Below are 17,741 nucleotides of genomic sequence, written 5' to 3' on the forward strand. Positions count from 1 at the left end.
ACGTGCGCAGGGCGCATACTGGCGGTGACCTCGTCGGGGGTTTCGGTCGTGTGTGGTAACTCGATCCGAACCCACGACGAGGTTTTTACGTCGCTACGTCCCTCTTCCCGAGTGAGTTACGTACAGAACTTCTGATCAGGCGCTTAGCGCACGAGGTGAACGAGGCTTTCGCCCCGGTGGTGCTGGCCTGGCAGGCCGAAACCGGCGCCGACCCGGCCAGGGTGAACGTCCACGGCGGCGCGATCGCGATCGGCCACCCCCTGGGAGCCAGGGGCCCGCCTGGCCACCACGCTGCTGACCGTGCTCGAACAGACCGGCGGCCGCTACGGCCTGATCACGATGTGCGAGGCCGGCGGCACAGCCAACGCGACCATCATCGAACGCCTCTGACCGTAAGCCGATTCACGTCTGAGGTGGTGATAGGTGTAGAAAGCTCCGCATGCTTGTGTCGTTTCCCCGGATGTTGTCGCGGACTCAGGGCTTCACGCTCGGGCGGCCGCACCGATTCACGGTCTCGCCCGACGGCACGAGGCTGGTGTTCCTGCGCAGCCGGGGCGGGGAGGACCGGGTGCGCCGGCTCTGGGAGCTCGACCTGGTCACCGGCGAGGAGCGACTGCTGGCCGACCCGGGGGCGCGGGGCCGGGGCATGTCGGCGGCCGAGCGGGCCCGGCGCGAGCGGCAGCGCGACCGGTCGGCCGGCGTCTCGGGTTACACCGCGGACCAGGGCGTACGGGTCCTCGCCTGTACGGCCGGCGAGAAGCTCTACGTCGTGGCCGACGGCGACACGCGCGAGATGGCCGCCCGTACACCGTTGACCGACGCGACGGTCAGCCCGGACGGCTCCGCGGTCGCCTACGTGCACGACGGCGAGCTGCGGCTCATCGGCACCGACGGCACGGACGACCGGGCGCTGGCGTCGCCGGAGCACGCGGACATCACGTACGGGCTGGCCGAGCACGTCGCGGCCGAGTCGATGGACCGTACGCGGGGGTTGTGGTGGTCGCCGGACGGGCGGCGGCTGGCTGTGGCCCGGGTCGACAACTCGCCGGTCGAGGTGTGGCACCTCAGCGACCCGGCCGAGCCGACCAGGGCGCCGACCGCCCAGCGCTACCCGCGCGCGGGCACCGCGAACGCCGTCGTCGACCTGCTCGTGCTCGACCGCGAAGGCGGACGGCGTACGGTCGATTTCGGCTGGGCCGACTACGAATACCTCGTCGACGTCGTGTGGGACGAGCACGGGCTGCTCGCCGTGGTGCAGAACCGGCCGCAGACGACGATGCGCGTGCTGGCCGTCGACCCGTTCACCGGGCGCACCGAGGTGCTCGCCGAGGCGAGTGACCCGGCGTGGACCACGATCGTGCCCGGCTTCCCCGGGCGTACGCCGTCAGGGTCTCTGGTGTGGACGGAGGACCGGGGCGAGACCCGGTTCCTGACCGTCGGCGGCGAATCGGTGACGCCGCCCGGGCTGCAGGTCTCGTCTCTGTGCGCTATCGACGGCGACACCGTGCTGTTCACCGCGTCGTCCGAGCCGACCGAGCGGCACCTGTGGACCTGGTCGGCGGCCGAAGGGTTGCGCCGTCTCACCACCGAGCCGGGGCTGCACACCGGGTCGCGGGCCGGTGGCGCCACCGTGATCAGCTCGGCCACGCTCTCGGGGACGCGGGTGACGTGCTCAGGTCGTACGGTCAAAGATCTTGCTCTCAGCTCGCCCGTGGTCCCCAAGGTCTCGCTGCTGCGCGCGGGACGGCGTGACCTGCGCACCGCCGTGTTGTTCCCGGCGGTCTGGCAGCGCGGCGAACGGCTCCCGGTCCTGATGGATCCCTACGGCGGGCCGGCCGCGCAACGCGTCGTGGCCGACCGAGCTCGGTTCTACTCGTCGCAGTGGTTCGCCGACCAGGGTTTCGCGGTGGTCGTCGCGGACGGGCGCGGCACCCCCGGGCGCGGCCCGAAGTGGGAGCGTGAGGCACACGGGCGCTCGGCCAAGAAGCTGCTCGACGACCAGGTCGAGGCGCTCGAGACGGTGGCCGCGCGCTACCCGGAGCTCGACCTGAACCGGGTCGGCATCAGGGGGTGGTCGGCGGGCGGTTATCTGGCCGCGCTGGCCGTGCTGCGCCGGCCCGACGTCTTCCACGCGGCGGTGGCGGGCGCCCCGGTGACCGACATGCGGCTCTACGACACCCACTGGCAGGAACGTTATCTCGGCGATCCGCGGCTCGACCCCACGCCGTACGAGGAGGCCTCGCTGATCGCCGACGCGCCGCTGCTCGACCGTCCGCTGCTGCTGATCCACGGCCTTTCCGACGACAACGTCTATCCGGTGCACACGATGCGGCTGTCGGCGGCCCTGCTCGCGGCGGGCAAACCGCACACCGTGCTGCCGCTGCCGGGCGCGAGTCACATGCCGCCCGACACCGACCTGCTCACACCGGAACTACGGTTCCTGCGGGACGCGTTGCGGGCGTGAGCCGGCCGTCCTCGAGACGCAGGACCCGGTCGACCAGGTCGAGGCCCTCGGGGCGGTGGGTGAGCAACAGGACCGTACGACCCGTGGCCGCGTCGAGCAGGTCGGTCATCACGGCTTCGGCGACGTCCTCGTCGAGTCCCTCGGTCGGCTCGTCGAGGATCAGCACCGCGGGGTCGGCGACCAGGGCCCGCGCGACGGCGAACCGGCGGGCCTGACCGCCCGACATCGTGGTGCCGCCGCTGCCCAGCCACGTGTCGAGGCCGTTGGGCAGGGCGTCGAGCCAGGCCTCCAGGCGTACGCGGGTGAGGGCCGCTCGCAGCTGCGCGTCGGTGGCCTCGGGGTCGGCCAGCCGCAGGTTCTCGCGCACGGTCGACGCGAAGACGTGGTCGGTGTCGTCGCCGACCAGCACGATCCGGCCCCGTACGGCGTCCTCGGGCAGGTCGCCGTGGTTCAGCGTGCCGTCGCGGGCGTCGAGCAGGCGGGCCACGACGGCGGCCAGGGTGGACTTGCCGGAGCCGGAGCGGCCCAGGATCGCGGTGCGGCTGCCGGCGGGCAGGTCGAGGGTGAGGTCGCGCAGGGCGGGCTCGCGGGCCGGATCCCAGCCGGCGGTGACGTGGTCGAGCCGCACGTCGGTGAGACCGTGGCGGGTGGTGCCGGTGAACGTCGCGGTGGGCGTTTCGCTGGTGAGGGTGGCCAGGCGGGCCCGCGCTCCAGCGGCCCGCTGACGGGCGACGGCGGCGTCGGGCAGCGTGAGCACCGTTTCGCCCAGCACGACGGTGGCCAGCAGCAGAACGGCCGACCACTCGGGGGTCAGGCCACCGAGTGCGAAGGCGACCCCGACGACGGCCACCCCCCAGCCGAGATGCGCGAGCGCGGCGGCCCCTCCGGCGCTGTGAGCGGCCCGCGCTTCGAGCCGGGCCAGGTCCCGGCTGCGCCGACGAGGTACGTCGATCAGGCCGTTCGCGGTCGTCAGGTCCTCGATGCCGTCGACCGTCTCGACCATCGCGTCCCGCAGCCGGGACCGGGCCTCGCCGGTGGCGGCCTCGTCGCGGGCGGCCTGGCGCGCGGCCAGCGCGGGGGCGAGGACGGCGGCGATCAGCAGGCCGGCGGTCAGAGGGAGGGCGGCGGCGGGGGCCGTGCCGACCGCGGCCGCGCCGGCTACGAGCACGGTGACGGCGGCGATCAGGGCGGGCAGCTTGCCGCGCAGCAGGCCGTCGACGCGGGCGTCCACGTCGTCGGCGACCTTGCTGAGCAGGTCGCCGCGGCGGCGCAGGCGAGGGCCGGGGACGCGGGGGATCAGGTCGGCGAACACGCGGGCGCGCCAGGCGCCGAGGCGGGCGAAGGCGACGTCGTGGGCCACGAGCCGTTCGACGTAGCGCAGCAGCGGACGGGCCACCGCACTGCCCCGCACGAGCACGACGGCGGCGGACAGGGTGAGAACCGGCGGCAGGAAGGAGGCCCGGACCAGAAGCCAGGCGGCCGCTCCGGTCAGCACGATTCCGGCCAGCGACGAACCGCTGCCGAGCGCCACCGCGACGCCGGTGCGCCGCCACAGAGGAGTGGGGCGGCGGCTCGCTGCTGCTGCGGTGGCCGTCGTCGTGGGTGGTGTCGGGTGAGCGTGCGGAGTTGTCGTGGTGACCGGCGGTGCGATGACGGGAACTGTGCGGTCGGCCGCGGCCAGCAGGGCCGGGCGGTGCGCGACGACCAGGACCGCGTGACCGGCTCGGGCGGCGGCGCGCAGGCGGTCGATCACCAGGGCTTCGGTGGCGGTGTCGAGGTGCGCGGTCGGTTCGTCCAGCAGCAGGGTAACCGGCGAATCGGGGACTGCGCGGCCGGGGGAGGGCCGGTCTGTGGACAACGTGAGCCCTGTGGACAACGCCGGAGTGCCGGCCCGGAACGGCGTAGCGTGACCGGCATCCCGGGTGGGTGGGCCGGGTAGCTCCCCCGCACCCCGGGCGGGTGGGCCGGGTAGCGGGTGCTGGGGGGCGAACTGCGCCTGGTGCAGCAGGGCAGCGAGAGCCAGGCGCTGACGCTGGCCTGCGGAAACGCCGCTGCCGCGTTCGCCCAGGGCAGTGGCCGGGGTCAGATCGGGGGCCAGGCCGACGGTGTCGAGGGCGGCTTCCACCTCGGCCGAAGGGGTGCCGCTGGGGAACAGGTCCGCGACGGTTCGGGCGTGCGGCAGGGTCGGGCGCTGTGGGAGGTAGAGCGGGTTCGTCGCGTGGGCGGTTCCGGCTCGGGCGTGCTGCAGGCCGGCCAGCACGCGCAGGGCGGTCGTCTTGCCCGCGCCCGAGGGGCCGCTGAGGGCTACGAACTCGCCCGGTCGGACGACCAGGTCGTCGAGGGCGAGCGCGTTGCGGGTGGTTCCGGGATAGCGGGCGCGCAGGCCGGCCGCGACGATGCCGGCCGGCGCACCCGACCCGGCGGTGAGGCCGGCGCGGGCGGCGGCGGGACTGTCCGGCACGGCGGCGGGGGCGGTCAGCACCTCGTCCACGTCGGAGATGACGGCGCTCGCGTCCGTCGAGGCGTGATAGCGGGCGGCCATCTCGCGCAGCGGGCGGTACGCCTCCGGGGCCAGCAGGATCACCAGCAGGGCGGGGGCCAGGTCGAGGTCGCCGGCGGCGACGCGCAGCCCGGCCTCGACGGCGATCAGGCCGACCGAGAGGGTGCCGACCAGGTCGAGGGCGGTCGACGAGAGGAAAGCGACCCGCAGCACGCGCAGGGTGGCCGAGCGGTGCTTGTCGGTCAGGTCCTCGATGACGGCGGTCTGGCGGGTGGCGCGGCCGAAGACGCGCAGGGTCGGCAGGCCGCGCACCACGTCGAGGAAGTGGCCGGCCAGCCGGGCGTCGGCCTGCCAGCGGCGGCGGGCGGCGGCCTGGGTGGCCCAGCCGATCAGAGCACCGAGTACGGGGATCAGCGGCAGCGTGACCAGCGCGATGATCGCCGACGTCGGGTCGACCAGCGCCATCGCCACGATGACCAGCGGGGGCAGGGCCACGCCGAGGATCAGCGCGGGCAGGTAGCCGCTGAACCACGGCTTGAGCGCGTCGAGCCCGGTCGTGAGAACGGCGGTCAGCCGGCCCGCGCCGAAGGAAGCGACCCACGCCGGGCCCCGCGCGGGCAGCACCGTCAGCATCTCGCCGCGCAGTTCGTCGGTGACGCGGGCGGCCGTGCGGCGGGCCACCACCTGCTCGGCCCAGGTCAGCACCGCTCGGGCGGCGTAGGCGAGGGCGAGCAGCCCCGCCGCCCAGCCGGGGCCGCGGGTGACCAGCAGGGTGAGCGCCACCGCCAGCAGCAGGGTGGCGCCGGCCTGACCCGCTCCGAGCAGGGCCAGGCCGGCGATGCCACCCCGGCTGGTGCGGGCGTGCCGCACCAGCCGGGGGTCGAGCGGTCCGCGGGGCGGCGCGGACCGCTTCGAAGCCGCGGCGGAGGACGCCGCGAGAGGGTGCGCCGCGGAGGCCGGGCCGGCAGGGGCCACGGCCTCCGCGGCGGCGGGAGCCGCCGGCGTGAACGGAGAGGGTTGGACGCCGGCAGCGGGTTTGGTGGGGGTGGTCACGAGGGCACCCGTTCGCTCGCGACGCGGCGACGGAAGACCCAGTACGAGAAGGCCTGGTAGGCGATCACGCCGGGCAGGATGAAGGCTCCCGCCCACGTGATGAGCTCAAGCGCTTGGGGAGTGGCGGCGGCCGATTCCCGGGTCAGCGACCACGCCGGGTCGAGCGTGCTGCGCAGCACCACCGAGCCGTGCGTCGTGAAGACGGCCACCACCGCCGCCGCCACGCCCGCGGCCGTCGCCGTGAAGGCCAGGGCCTCGCGCCCGAGCCGGGCCAGCATCGACGCACCGAAGCTCAGCACCGCCGCGACCAGCACGGCCGGGGAGCCCGTACCGATGCCGACGGCCAGCAGCGCCCCCGAGCCGAGAATGCCCAGCCACCGCGCCAGCGTGCGGGCCCGGTGACGCAGCGGACCGCTGGTGCGCAGCGAGAGGAACGTGGCGCCGAGCATGAGCGCCGCGTAGAGCGCCGCCAGCGCCCCGAACCCGGCCGCCGGCGTGAACACCGGGCCGAGTGTGCGGGCGAACCCACCCCCGGTGACGTCGCCGTCCGCACCGATTGCCAGACCGTGGGCGAAGACGGCCAGCAGCGCGCCCCACACCAGCACGATGCCGAGCGAGCTCAGCCCGAGTGCCCAGTCCGCGCGGCGCCGGTAGCGTTCGCCGTCGCCCTTGCCGCGGAACTCCAGCGCCACGCCGCGCACCGCGAGCAGGAGCAGCAGCACGACCATCGGCAGGTAGAGCCCGGAGAGCAGCGACGAGTACCAGGCCGGGAACGCCGCGAAGGTGACGCCGATGGCCCCGACGAGCCAGACCTCGTTGCCGTCCCAGAACGGCCCGATCGTACGGACGGCCGCGCCGCGCTCGTGGTCGTCGCGGCCGAGCAGCGGGCCGAGCAGGCCGACGCCGAAGTCGAAGCCCTCGAGCACGAAGAACAGCACCCAGGCGAGCACGACGACCGAGAACCAGAAGGTGATCACGGGAGGGGCTCCTCAGTAGACGGGCGCGGGTTCGGGGGTGTCGGCCGCGGCCGGAGTGGGGGCCAGCGGTTGCCGCGAGAGATGCCGTATCAGCCGGAACCAGACGACGGCCAGCACGCCGTAGACGACCGTGAAGCCGGCCAGGGACGCGATCACCTCGTTGCTGGTCAGCCCGGGGGAGATGCCGTCGGCGACCTTGGAGATGCCGAACGCGATCCACGGCTGCCGCGCGGTCTCGGTGAAGATCCAGCCGAACGTGTTGGCCGCGGCGGGCAGCAGCGGGATGAGCGGCAGCCACCGGGTCAGCCAGCGAGGAGCGTTCCGCGATTTCCGCGTACGCCAGAGGTAGTAGGCGGCTACGGCGGCGGCCAGCATGCCCGCGCCGATCATGAGCCGGAACGACCAGAAGGCGACCGGGATCATGGGCACGTAGGAACCGGGGCCGAACTGGGCGGCGTACTGGGCCTGCAGGTCGTCGATGCCCTGGACGGTCGCGGTCGGGCTCCCCTTGGCCAGGATCGACAGCAGCCACGGGATCTCGAGCTCGAACTCGGGCAGCGGCTTGCCGGTCGCGAAGACGGCGAACGGCGCGCCGGTGGTGGTCTGGTAGAGCGCCTCGGCGGCGGCCATCTTCATCGGCTGGACCTCGGTGATGACCTTGCCGAGGTGGTCGCCGGTGAGGGCCGTGAGCGCCCCGCCGGCCAGCGTGAGCCAGGCGCCGAGGCGAGCCAGGATCTTGTACGCCGGGTCGGCCGCGAGACGCCACACGCCGAGCGCGAGCAGCAGCGCGCCACCGACCATGATCGCGCCCGACAGCGTGTGCGGGAACGCGGCGAGGTTGACCTTGTTGAGCATCAGCTCGGTGAACGAGGTGAGCCGGGCCCGGCCGGTGACGGGGTCGAGAACGTACGCCACGGGGTTCTGCATGAACGAGTTGCCGGCCAGGATGATGAACGCCGACAGCATCGTGCCGACCGCGACGATCGCGATGCACGCGGTGTGGATCGCGCGCGGCAGCCGGCCCCAGCCGAAGTACCAGAGCGCGAGGAACGTCGCCTCGAGGAAGAACGCGAGCATGCCCTCGATCGCCAGCGTCGGGCCGAAGACGTCGCCGTAGAACTTGGCGAAGGCGCTCCACCCCAGGCCGAACTGGAACTCCTGGACGAGTCCGGTGACCACGCCGACGGCGAAGGTGACGATCAGCAGCTTGCCGACGAACTTCGTGAGGTTCAGGTAGTCGTCGCGCTTGGTGCGCAGCCAGGCGATCTGAAGGCCGGCGGCGGTCGCGGCCAGGCTGATCGACAACGGCACGAAGAAGTAGTGGTAGATCGTCACCACCGCGAACTGCAGCCGTGTCAGATCCAGGACGTCCATGGGTTGAGGCCCCCCTCTACGACGTTTCGTAGTAGATACTACGCCCCGTAGTACGACGCCATGCAGTAGTATCGGACACATGGCTCTCGGGGATTTGGAACGCGAGGTCATGACGCAGTTGTGGGGCGCCGGCGAGCCGCTCACCGTGCGGCAGGTGCACGAGCGCCTCAGCCGCCAGCGCGACCTGGCCTACACGACCGTGATGACCGTGCTCGACCGGCTGGCGAAAAAGGGTGTCGTCACCCAGCAGAAGGCCGACCGCGCCTATCGCTACGTGCCGGCGCAGACCCGCGAGGAGATGACCGCCTCGGTCATGCTCGACGCGCTGACCGCCAGCGACGATCAGGACGCGGCGCTCGCCTACTTCGTCGGGCAGTTGCCGCCCGACGCGCTGGCCGCCGCGATCGCGGCCGCGACCAAGAGAAAATGATCGGGTGACCGCGCTGCTGCTGGGTGCGCTCGGCCTGACCCTCTCGCTGGTCGTGCCGAACGCTCTGGCCAAGGCGCGCTGGCCCGACCGGGCGCCGGTCGCTGCCGTCCTGCTCTGGCAGTCGATCACCCTCAGCGCGGTGCTCTCCGCGCTCGGCGTCGTGCTCGCCGCGCCCGAAGAGGTCACCCGCGCCGCCGGGTCCAGCAAGCCGGTCACCGAGGCCGTGCTGATCGGCGCGATGGCCGTGGCCGCGCTGATCATCCTGCGGCTGCTGATCTCGCTGGCCGGGGTGAGCCGCCGCTCGCGGGCCCGCCGCGCCCGGCACCGGCTGCTCGTCGACCTGCTCGACCGGGCCGAACAGCGCCGCGAGCTCGGCCCGGAGAACCTGCGCGTGCTCGACGGGCCGCTGCCGCTGGCCTACTGTGTGCCCGGCCGTGAACCCCGGGTGGTGCTCAGCCACGGCGTGCTGCAGGTGCTCGACCGCCCGCAGATCGACGCCGTCCTCGCCCATGAGCAGGCCCACCTGCGCCACCGGCACGAGGTCGTCATGGAGTCGTTCACCGCGTTCTACCGCGCGGTGCCCCGGCCCCTGCGCAGCCGCAAGCCGCTCGACGCCGTACACCTGCTCCTGGAAATGATCTCGGACGACGTGGCGCGGCGCGTGGTCGGGGCCGAGCCGCTGCGGTGCGCGCTCGAGCAACTCTCCGATCCCGTCCCCCTGGCGGAGGACGTGAAGACCGACCCGAGGGGCGACGCCCGCCGCCGCAGGCTGGACCGGCTCGACGAGTCGCACACCCCGTCCGTCGCCCTGAACGCGCTCGCCGGGGTCGCCGCGGCCGGCCTGCTGGTGCTACCCACAGTGATCCTGGTGCTGCCGTGGCTCGACCGCGCGCTGGACGCGTGGCCACTGTAGTCACTCTGCGTAGACGCGGATGTGCGTACGGTTTCGCCTCCGATGTGGCTTCAGTTACCGGCTTGATCGGGAGTACGGTGTTGCACGGTCCGGCAGCCCCCCATCGTCCATCCGGCCGATCTGCGGGACCACCGCCTAATCGCTGTGTGCGAGCGAACCGGGGACCCAGGCAGTTGGGGTGAGGCCGCGATCCGTCGCGGCCGGGCGCGCTTCCCGTCCGAACCCGTCAGCTAACCCGGTCGGCGGCCTGACGGAAGAAAGGACACCACACCTTCGTGCGTCGTGCCGCAGTAGTGCGCAGTCTCGTCTGCGCCGTTGCCGCGGTCGGGGTCATCCTCACCGGACCCGCCGCGGCGCAAGCAGCGCCCTCGCCGTCGTCGGTCGAGGCGCAGATCGACAAGAAGTGGAACGAACTCGAGCCGACCATCGAGCAGTACAACGACGTGCACGGCAAGCTGCTCAAGAACCGGTCTCAGCAGAAGAAGCTCGCCGCCCAGCTCACCCCGCTGCAGGTGAAGGTGGACGTCGCGCTCCGGCAGGTGCGAGGCCTGGCGATCGACGCGTACATGCAGGGTGCCCCGAACGCGCTGAACGCCATGCTGATCAGTGGTTCGCCCACCGGGCTGACCGACAAGCTGACGTACCTCGACCAGCTCGCTCGCAACCAGCAGGCCCAGATCGCCGACGTCGTGGCGCTGCGGGACAAGCTGGCCAAGACCAAGAGCGACCTGGATGTGGTCACCCGGTCGATCGCCGCGCGCGACGTCGACCTGGGCAAGCGTAAGAAGAACATCGAGACCCAGATCACCGCACTGCAGAAGCTGCGCATCCAGGCGTACGGCTCGGCCGACGCCAACGATGGGCCGCTGAAGCTGGGGCCCTGCCCGGTGACGTACACGAACGACAAGGGCGGGCGGGCCGCGCAGCGCGCCTGCGACCTGGTCGGGCTGCCGTACGTCTTCGGGTCGACCGGCCCCAACTCGTACGACTGCTCGGGTCTCACCCAGGAGGCCTGGGGCAGCGTCGGCGTCTCTCTCACCCACTACACGAAAGCGCAGTGGACCGAGGGACGAGCGGTGTCGAAGAGCGAGCTGAGACCGGGAGACCTCGTGTTCTACTTCCCGGGCAGCCTCCATCACGTGGCCATCTACATCGGTGGCGGCCTGGTGGTGCACGCTCCGCACACGGGTGACCATGTGCGCATGGCGACCATCGATCGGGGTCCGATCGCGGGTTACCGCCGACCAGGTTAAACCGGGGCACGCATGTGTCGAAGGCCGCCGTGGTATCCGCCACGGCGGCCTTTCGATCTTCCCGGGGGGCGCGGGCATAATTCGGTGTCTTGACATCGTCCCCGCCCTAACGGACGGGGATTCCCTTGGTCGCCCTTGGGTGTTCCTGCTTCACCGTCGGCTGCCCCGAACGGAGGTTCCCCCGTTGAGGTCTTATACCTCCTCCACAGGCTGTCACGGAGAGCCCCTCCGCCAGTATGTTGCGGGCCGCGTTGACATCGCGGTCATGGACGGTGCCGCACCGGCACGTCCACGTCCGCGTGGACAGCGGCATCCGCTCGGCGAGCGCACCACACGTCGAGCACAGTTTCGAGCTGGGGAACCAGCGGTCGACAACCACGAGGTTGCGGCCGTACCAGTCGGCTTTGTATTCGAGCATGGTGCGGAACTGCCGCCAGGCCGCATCGCTGATGGCGCGGGCCAGGCTGTGGTTCTTGACCATGTTGCGCACGGTCAGGTCCTCGATCACGATCGTTTGGTTCTCACGAACGATGGTCGTGGACAGCTTGTGGAGCAGGTCACACCGGCGGTCGGTGATCCGGGCATGAACGCGGGCCACCTTCAGCCGGGCCTTAGCCCGATTCGCGGAACCCTTCTCCTTGCGCGCCATCGCCCGCTGAGCTCTAGCGAGAGCCTCACGGTCGGCGCGCTCATGCTTCGGATTGACGACCTTCTGCCCGGTAGACAGGGTGAGCAGGCTGTTCAGCCCGGCGTCGATCCCGATCGCGGCCGTCGCCGGTACCTGCTCGATCACGTCCTCGCAGAGCAGCGAAACGAACCAACATCCGGCCGCATCCTGAGACACGGTCACCGTGGACGGAGACGCATTCTCGGGAAACGGACGCGACCAGACGATCGCCAGCGGGTCGGTCATCTTCGCCAGGGTGAGCCGGCCACCACGCCACCGGAACGCGCTGGTCGTGTACTCCGCCGAGCGACGGGACTTCTTCTTGGACTTGAACGTCGGGTACTTTGCCCGCTTGGCCCAGAAGTTCGTGAACGCCACCTGCAAATGCCGCAACGCCTGCTGCAACGGCACGGAAGACACGTCGTTGAGGAAAGCCAGCTCCTCGGTCTTCTTCTACTCGGTGAGCAGCGCCGAGGTGGCGTTGTAGTTGACCCGCTCCTGGCGCAACGTCCACACCTCGGTGCGAGCCGCGAGCGCCCTGTTGTAGACCAGCCGGACACACCCGAACGTACGGGCAAGCTCAGCGGCTTGCTCGCCGGTCGGGTAGAAGCGGTACTTGAACGCCCGCTTCACCGTCCTTCCGGTCACAGCTCACAAGCTAGCCAACGGTCTTGTAAATATCGAGGCGACGCGCCGTATGGCCGTAGCCTCCGTTTCCTCCCGGTCCTGAGGGACCGGGTTTCCACGGAGGAGATCCGATGAACGACTCGCCCCTCATCGACAGCCTCCTCGCGGCCGTCGACGCCCGGCCCGACGACCTGCCGTTGCGACTGCACCTCGCCGAGCTGCTCGTCGGCGCGGGGCGCGGGGCCGAGGCGATCGGGCACGCCGCTCAGGTGCTGGCCCGCGAGCCGGGCAACGAGACCGCTCAGAAACTGATGACGTCGGCGTTGGGCAAGCCCGTTCCGGCTCCCTCGGTCGACTGGGCGGCCATGGAGCAGGAGATGGGCGACGTCGTCCCGCCCCGCTTCTCGCACGAGCCCGAGCCGGTTCGAGGGCACGACGACCGTACGTTCGACATCGAGACGTCCACCGTCACGCTCGCCGACGTCGGGGGCATGCAGGAGGTCAAGAAGCGCCTCGAGGTCTCGTTCCTCGGCCCTTTGAAGAACCCCAAGCTGCGTACGCTGTTCGGCAAGAGCCTGCGCGGCGGCCTGCTGCTCTACGGGCCGCCCGGCTGCGGCAAGACGTTCCTGGCCCGCGCGGTGGCCGGCGAGATGGGGGCCGCGTTCATCTCCCTGTCGATCACCGACGTGCTGAACATGTGGGTCGGCAGCTCCGAGCGCAACCTGCACGACCTGTTCGACTCGGCCCGCGGGCACGCCCCGTGCGTGCTCTTCCTGGACGAGATCGACGCCCTCGGCCACAAGCGCAGCCAGCTCAACTCGTCGTCGATGCGCACGGTGGTCAACCAGTTGCTGACCGAGCTCGACGGCGTCGACGGCAACAACGACGGCGTCTTCGTGCTGGCCGCGACGAACGCCCCGTGGGACATCGACTCGGCCCTGCGCCGTCCGGGGCGTCTCGACCGTACGCTGCTGGTGCTCCCGCCCGACAAGGCCGCGCGCGCCGCGATCCTGCAATACCACCTGCGCGACCGTCCCGTCGCCGGCATCGACCTCGGCCGCGTCGCCGACCTGACCGAGCACTACTCGGGCGCCGACCTGGCCCACATCTGCGAGACGGCGGCCGAGTTCGCCATGCGCGACTCGATCGCCACCGGCGAGATCCGCATGATCAACCAGGACGACATGCTGGCCGCCGTCCGCGAGATCCGCCCGTCGACCGACGGCTGGTTCGCGACCGCCCGCAACGTGGCCATGTTCGCCAACGAGTCCGGCGAGTACGACGAACTGGCCGCCTATCTGAAGAAGCGCAAGAGCCGGTGACCTCGCCGCCCGGGCCGTACTGGCGGGCGCAGCGGCTGGCCGAGGTCGGGCACTACGACGAGGCCGAGCGGGTGGTCCGCGAGGGCCTGGCCTCATCGCCGGGCGACGGCTGGCTGCTCACGTTGCTGGCCTCGGTGCTGCGGCTGCGGCGGGACTACGCCGGGGCGCTGACCGCCGCCTCCGCCGCGGTCACGGCCGCGCCGCTGCTCGCCGACGCCCACCTGGAACGGGCCGAGAACCTGATCGTCCTGGTGCGGGCGCGCGAGGCGGTCGAGGCCGCCTCCGAGGCGGTGCGGCTTACGCCGTCGGCGGCCTCGGGGCATTTCGTGCTGGCCCGTTCGCTGGCGGCTGCGCGCTCGTTCGACCAGGCGCGGGCCGCGGCGGCGCACGGGCGGGCGCTCGACCCGCGGTCGGTGGAGGGCCTGCTGACGGTCGCCGACGTGGAACGCGACGCCGGGAACCGTGCCGAGGCCCTGGCGGCGGCCCACGCGGCGCTCAACCTGTCGCCCGACAACGCGTACGGCCGGTGGCTGGTGGCGATGCTCGACGCCGAACGGCTGAAGGTGCGGCGCTCGATGCGGGCCCTGCGCGACGTGGCCCGCGACAACCCGGCCCGCGCCGACGTGGTCTCGATGACGTGGCCGATCCGCGGCGTGCTCAGCGGTCTGCGGCGCGGACTCGTCCTGAGCGCCGCGCTGGTCTGCGTGCTGCTGCTGGTCGCGCTCTGGTGGACCCCGGCCGGGTTCTTCGCCCGGCTGGTGGCGATCGTGGTGGCGGTGGTGATGGCCGGCTTCGCCGCGCGCGTGCTGATCCCGGCGGGCCGGTTGCCGTGGCGCTGCCTGGCCCTGCTGCCCCGTCTGATGCGCCGGGCCGACCTGGCCGGGCTGACCCTCACCGGCGTGGCGATCGCACTGCTGGCCCTCTTCGCCGCCGTCGACTGGTGGCCGCTCCCGGTAGCCGCGCTGGCGTTGACGCCGCTGCTCTGGGCCCTCAGCTTCGTCGAACTGCTGGGCGCCGGCCTGGACGACCCCGGCAGCCGCCAGGCGATCCACGACTGGACCGACGAGATCCGAGCATGGTGGCGCACCACGAAGAAAGACCTGCGCGAGGCCTGGAACGAACCGCGCGGCAAGCACTGACTTCGCCCAGCCCCACCTCTCCCGCGCCGCTTGCACCTGCACACAGAAAAGCCGGGCGATCGTGATGATCGGCCCGGCGTTCTCGTTCTGCGGTCTTACTTGTCGGCGGGCTTTTCCGGCACGGCGACGGTCTCGGGGCGGCGGCCCGAGCGGGCGTAGGCCAGCATCGCGACGATCAGCGCGAGCACCCCGGCGACCAGGCCGGCGATGCCGAACGCGTTCGAGCCGCTGGAGTCGTCGGCCGGGGCGGCCTCGGGCGCGGCGGCGGCGCTCGGGCCCGGGGCCGCGGCGGCGGTGTCGGTCGCGCCGGCGGCCACCAGCTTCAGCACGGGCGCGGGGCTCTCCGGCTCGCTGCCGTCAGTCGTCGGCTCGTCGATCCAGCGCACGGTGTTGCCGTCCGAGTAGAACTGCAGCGTCTTGAACACCATCTCGCCGGACGCGGGCAGCGGCCCCATCGAGACGTCGAACTCCTGGAACTGGTGCGGCTTGATCGCCGAGTCGGTCTTGGCCGTCCACACGATCTTCGACACCGCCTCGTTGATCTTCGCGCCGTGCGCCTCGAGCGGCGTGGCCAGCTTCGAGATCGTCGTGACCACGTCCCAGCCGACGACCGGCCTGACCGACACCGAGGCGACCGGCTTGTCGGCCGGCAGGTTCACCTCGACCTTGGTGGTGGAGGCGGTGTCGGACTCGTTGGGCACCCGGAACGTGACCTTCGAGTATCCGCCGGCCGTGGCGGTGCCGGGGTTCACCGTGACGTGGGCGGAAGCCGGCAGAGCGAGGGCCAGCGTGAGTCCGGCGACGGTGGCGCCCACCACAGCCGAGCGCTTGAACAGGGACATCCTTGAGGAAACCTTCCACGTGGGGGATCCGCCCGGTGCCGGGCACTCCCTGTTGGTCGTTCCCGGGCGCGAAAGAGTTCCCGGGAATTCTCACCGAAGTGCGGGCAGGCGTACGTCGACCCGCAGCCCCGGACCGGCATCACTCAAGGTTACGGTGCCGCCGTGGCGCCGCACGAGTTCCCGGACGATCGCCAGACCCAGCCCGGACCCGCCCGCGTCACGCGCCCGCGCGTCGTCGAGCCTGGTGAAGCGGTCGAATACGCGTTCGCGGTCGGCGTCGGGGATGCCCGGCCCGTCGTCGGTCACGGTGATCACCCGGTGGGATCCCTGCGCACTGACCGTGACCTGAACGCGGGACTTCGCGTGCCGTACCGCGTTGTCGAGCAGATTGGCCACGACCCGGCCCAGCGCGTCGGGTTCGCCGGTGACCTCCATCGGCGCGGCCGGCCGCAGGTACGAGACCGACGGGTAGCGGTCGGTGACGGTGCCGACCAGCGCGCCGAGGTCGACCGACCGGAACGGCGCGGAGATCACCCGGCCGGTGCCGCCGTCGTCGGAGCGAGCGAGCAGCAGCAGGTCGTCGACGAGACGGGTGAGCCGCTCGACGTCGGTGAGCAGGTCGGTCGAGAGCGCCTGCCAGTCGGTGTCCGGCAGTCGTTGCGAGACTTCGAGTTCCGTACGCATGTTGGTCAGCGGGCTGCGCAGCTCGTGCGCCGCGTCGGCGACGAACGCGCGCTGCCGGATGCGGGCCGACTCGAGCCGGTGCAGCATGCCGTTGAGCGTCACCGCCAGCCGATGGATCTCGTCGCGCGACTCCGGCACGGGCAGGCGACCGGCCCGCCCGCCCCCGGTGATCTCCTCGGCCCCGGCCCGCAGCGCGTCGACCGGGTGCAGCGCGGCCCCGAGAACACGCCACAGCACCGTCGCCAGCAGCCCGACCAGCAGCGGGAACGCGACCAGAAGGGCGAGGCGCAGAATCCGTACGCCCTGGCTCAGATCACTCGTGTCACGGGCGACCAGGACCCGCAGCGGAGCGGTCGGCGGCCCGGCCGTCACCATCACCACGCGGGCCTCGCCGTCGAGCCCGATGCGGCTGCCGGGGATCTCGCGCACGGCGCCGTCGGTCAGGCCCCGCAACTCGTCGTCGTGCAGCATCGGGACCAGCCGGTCAGCGTTGGCCGAGATCGCCAGCACCCGGTCCTGGGAGTCGATCACCTGCACCTGCATGGCCGGGTTGGCGACGATCGGCTCGGCCAGCGAGTCCTGGTCGATCAGCTTGGCGACGCCCTGGGCGGTGGTGACGGCCTCGGAGTTGACCGCGCGCAGCAGCGCGAAGTTGAGCACGCCGACCAGCAGCACGCCGCCGGCCGCGAGACCGAGGGTCAGCGCGGCGATCGAGACGAGCACGAGACGCGCCCGCAGGCTGATCTCCCGGGGCCGCACCACCTAGAGCGCCGCCAGCCGGTAGCCCGCGCCGCGCACCGTCTCGAGCCGCTCGCGTCCGATCTTGCGGCGGACGTAGCCGACGTAGACCTCGACGGCGTTCGGCGCGGTCTCGATCGCCGCGTCCCACACGTGGTCGAGCAGCTCGATCTTGCTGACCACCTCGCCGGGGCGGCGCATCAGGTATTCGAGCAGGGCGAACTCGCGCGCCGTGAGCGTCACCTCGGTGCCGGCGACCGTGACCCGCCGCTCGGCCGGGTCGAGCTCGACGTCGCCGTGGCGCAGCACGACGGGCCGCTCGTGCACCCCGCGGCGCAGCAGCGCACGCAGCCGGGCGAGCAGAACGACGTACGAGAAGGGCTTGGTCAGGTAGTCGTCGGCGCCGCAGTCGAGACCGTCGGCCTGGTCGTACTCGCCGTCCTTGGCCGACAGCATCAGCACCGGCACCCAGTTCGACTCGGCGCGCAGCTGGCGCACCACGCGGTAACCGCTGAGCCGGGGCAGCATGACGTCGAGGATCATCGCGTCGTACCCGCCGTGCCGGGCCATCTCGAGCCCGTCCTGCCCGTCACCGGACACGTCGACCGCGAAACCCTCGGCCTGCAGACCACGCTGCAGCGCCGCGGCGAGCCGCGCTTCGTCCTCCACCACCAGCAAACGCACTCCAATACTTTTGCACGCTAAGGGCAACCCCTAGGGGCGGCTCTCAGCCCGGTCACAGCGGTGATGCCGCACTC

General features: G+C 71.9%; 13 protein-coding genes, 2 pseudogenes and 1 riboswitch. Of the genes and pseudogenes, 7 read left to right on the forward strand and 8 right to left on the reverse strand.

Going from position 1 to position 17,741, the window contains the following annotated elements:
• Positions 1 to 152 precede the first annotated feature (152 nt).
• Positions 153 to 390: pseudogene (locus EER30_RS27840) on the forward strand (steroid 3-ketoacyl-CoA thiolase); the annotation flags it as partial.
• A 70-nt stretch (positions 391 to 460) separates the two neighbouring features.
• Positions 461 to 2,464: a S9 family peptidase gene (locus EER30_RS27845; protein WP_205650445.1), complete on the forward strand. Its 2,004-nt coding sequence runs from the start codon at positions 461 to 463 to the stop codon at positions 2,462 to 2,464.
• On the opposite strand, the gene cydC is transcribed toward EER30_RS27845, so the two are convergent.
• From cydC to EER30_RS27860, 3 genes are read right to left on the reverse strand one after another with little or no spacing between them, the layout of a single operon-like run.
• Positions 2,421 to 6,017 carry a thiol reductant ABC exporter subunit CydC gene (cydC, locus tag EER30_RS27850; RefSeq protein ID WP_240670340.1) on the reverse strand — a complete coding sequence of 1,199 codons (3,597 nt, stop codon included), beginning with the start codon at positions 6,015 to 6,017 and terminating at the stop codon, positions 2,421 to 2,423. The genes EER30_RS27845 and cydC overlap by 44 nt on opposite strands.
• Positions 6,014 to 6,994 carry a cytochrome d ubiquinol oxidase subunit II gene (gene cydB / locus EER30_RS27855; RefSeq protein WP_127503586.1) on the reverse strand — a complete coding sequence of 327 codons (981 nt, stop codon included), beginning with the start codon at positions 6,992 to 6,994 and terminating at the stop codon, positions 6,014 to 6,016. Before cydB ends, cydC begins: the two co-directional genes overlap by 4 nt.
• Positions 6,995 to 7,006: 12 nt before the next feature.
• On the reverse strand, positions 7,007 to 8,368 hold the full coding sequence (locus EER30_RS27860) for a cytochrome ubiquinol oxidase subunit I (protein ID WP_127503587.1): 1,362 nt from the start codon (positions 8,366 to 8,368) through the stop codon (positions 7,007 to 7,009).
• A 79-nt stretch (positions 8,369 to 8,447) separates the two neighbouring features.
• Here EER30_RS27860 and EER30_RS27865 point away from each other — a divergent pair, with 79 nt between their 5' ends.
• The 3 genes from EER30_RS27865 (at position 8,448) to EER30_RS27875 (ending at position 10,964) form a co-directional block, all read left to right on the forward strand.
• On the forward strand, positions 8,448 to 8,798 hold the full coding sequence (locus EER30_RS27865; RefSeq protein ID WP_127503588.1) for a BlaI/MecI/CopY family transcriptional regulator: 351 nt from the start codon (positions 8,448 to 8,450) through the stop codon (positions 8,796 to 8,798).
• Between the two features lie 4 nt (positions 8,799 to 8,802).
• Positions 8,803 to 9,711, forward strand: a complete 909-nt coding sequence (locus EER30_RS27870; RefSeq protein WP_127503589.1) for a M56 family metallopeptidase — start codon at positions 8,803 to 8,805, stop codon at positions 9,709 to 9,711.
• A gap of 122 nt (positions 9,712 to 9,833) precedes the next feature.
• Positions 9,834 to 9,972, forward strand: a riboswitch (cyclic di-AMP (ydaO/yuaA leader).
• Positions 9,973 to 9,986: 14 nt separating this feature from the next.
• A complete protein-coding gene (locus tag EER30_RS27875; protein WP_127503590.1) occupies positions 9,987 to 10,964 on the forward strand; it encodes a C40 family peptidase in 978 nt (325 codons plus the stop codon).
• Between the two features lie 106 nt (positions 10,965 to 11,070).
• On the opposite strand, the pseudogene EER30_RS27880 reads toward EER30_RS27875, so the two are convergent.
• Both EER30_RS27880 and EER30_RS48050 read right to left on the reverse strand, forming a co-directional pair.
• Positions 11,071 to 12,072, reverse strand: a pseudogene (locus EER30_RS27880) (RNA-guided endonuclease InsQ/TnpB family protein); the annotation flags it as partial.
• A gap of 12 nt (positions 12,073 to 12,084) precedes the next feature.
• The gene (locus EER30_RS48050; RefSeq protein ID WP_205650447.1) at positions 12,085 to 12,279 is read right to left on the reverse strand and encodes a helix-turn-helix domain-containing protein; all 195 of its coding nucleotides are present in this window, start codon (positions 12,277 to 12,279) and stop codon (positions 12,085 to 12,087) included.
• 110 nt (positions 12,280 to 12,389) lie between these two features.
• Between EER30_RS48050 and EER30_RS27885 the strand changes: the two genes are divergently transcribed.
• Both EER30_RS27885 and EER30_RS27890 read left to right on the forward strand, forming a co-directional pair.
• The gene (locus tag EER30_RS27885) at positions 12,390 to 13,580 is read left to right on the forward strand and encodes an AAA family ATPase (protein WP_127503591.1); all 1,191 of its coding nucleotides are present in this window, start codon (positions 12,390 to 12,392) and stop codon (positions 13,578 to 13,580) included.
• A complete protein-coding gene (locus EER30_RS27890; protein WP_127503592.1) occupies positions 13,577 to 14,719 on the forward strand; it encodes a hypothetical protein in 1,143 nt (380 codons plus the stop codon). The genes EER30_RS27885 and EER30_RS27890 overlap by 4 nt, the downstream gene beginning before the upstream one ends.
• Before the next feature lie 95 nt (positions 14,720 to 14,814).
• Here the strand turns inward: EER30_RS27890 and EER30_RS27895 are convergent, their stop codons facing one another.
• The 3 genes from EER30_RS27895 to EER30_RS27905 form a co-directional block, all read right to left on the reverse strand.
• A complete protein-coding gene (locus EER30_RS27895) occupies positions 14,815 to 15,561 on the reverse strand; it encodes a YcnI family copper-binding membrane protein (protein WP_127503593.1) in 747 nt (248 codons plus the stop codon).
• A gap of 90 nt (positions 15,562 to 15,651) precedes the next feature.
• Positions 15,652 to 16,968: a sensor histidine kinase gene (locus EER30_RS27900; protein ID WP_432417574.1), complete on the reverse strand. Its 1,317-nt coding sequence runs from the start codon at positions 16,966 to 16,968 to the stop codon at positions 15,652 to 15,654.
• A 39-nt stretch (positions 16,969 to 17,007) separates the two neighbouring features.
• Positions 17,008 to 17,667 (reverse strand): response regulator transcription factor, encoded by a 660-nt coding sequence (locus EER30_RS27905; RefSeq protein WP_127503595.1) that lies wholly within the window; start codon positions 17,665 to 17,667, stop codon positions 17,008 to 17,010.
• Positions 17,668 to 17,741: the final 74 nt, after the last annotated feature.

The organism is Actinoplanes solisilvae, assembly GCF_003999975.1.
GTDB classification, from domain to species: domain Bacteria; phylum Actinomycetota; class Actinomycetes; order Mycobacteriales; family Micromonosporaceae; genus Actinoplanes; species Actinoplanes solisilvae.

What these genes read in the sequence shown, in the direction of transcription:
- EER30_RS27860 (WP_127503587.1), bottom strand. Translation starts at nt 8,368, where the DNA reads ATGGACGTCCTGGATCTGACACGGCTGCAGTTCGCGGTGGTGACGATC.
- EER30_RS27845 (WP_205650445.1), top strand. Translation starts at nt 461, where the DNA reads ATGTTGTCGCGGACTCAGGGCTTCACGCTCGGGCGGCCGCACCGATTC.
- EER30_RS27895 (WP_127503593.1), bottom strand. Translation starts at nt 15,561, where the DNA reads ATGTCCCTGTTCAAGCGCTCGGCTGTGGTGGGCGCCACCGTCGCCGGA.
- EER30_RS27885 (WP_127503591.1), top strand. Translation starts at nt 12,390, where the DNA reads ATGAACGACTCGCCCCTCATCGACAGCCTCCTCGCGGCCGTCGACGCC.
- EER30_RS27865 (WP_127503588.1), top strand. Translation starts at nt 8,448, where the DNA reads ATGGCTCTCGGGGATTTGGAACGCGAGGTCATGACGCAGTTGTGGGGC.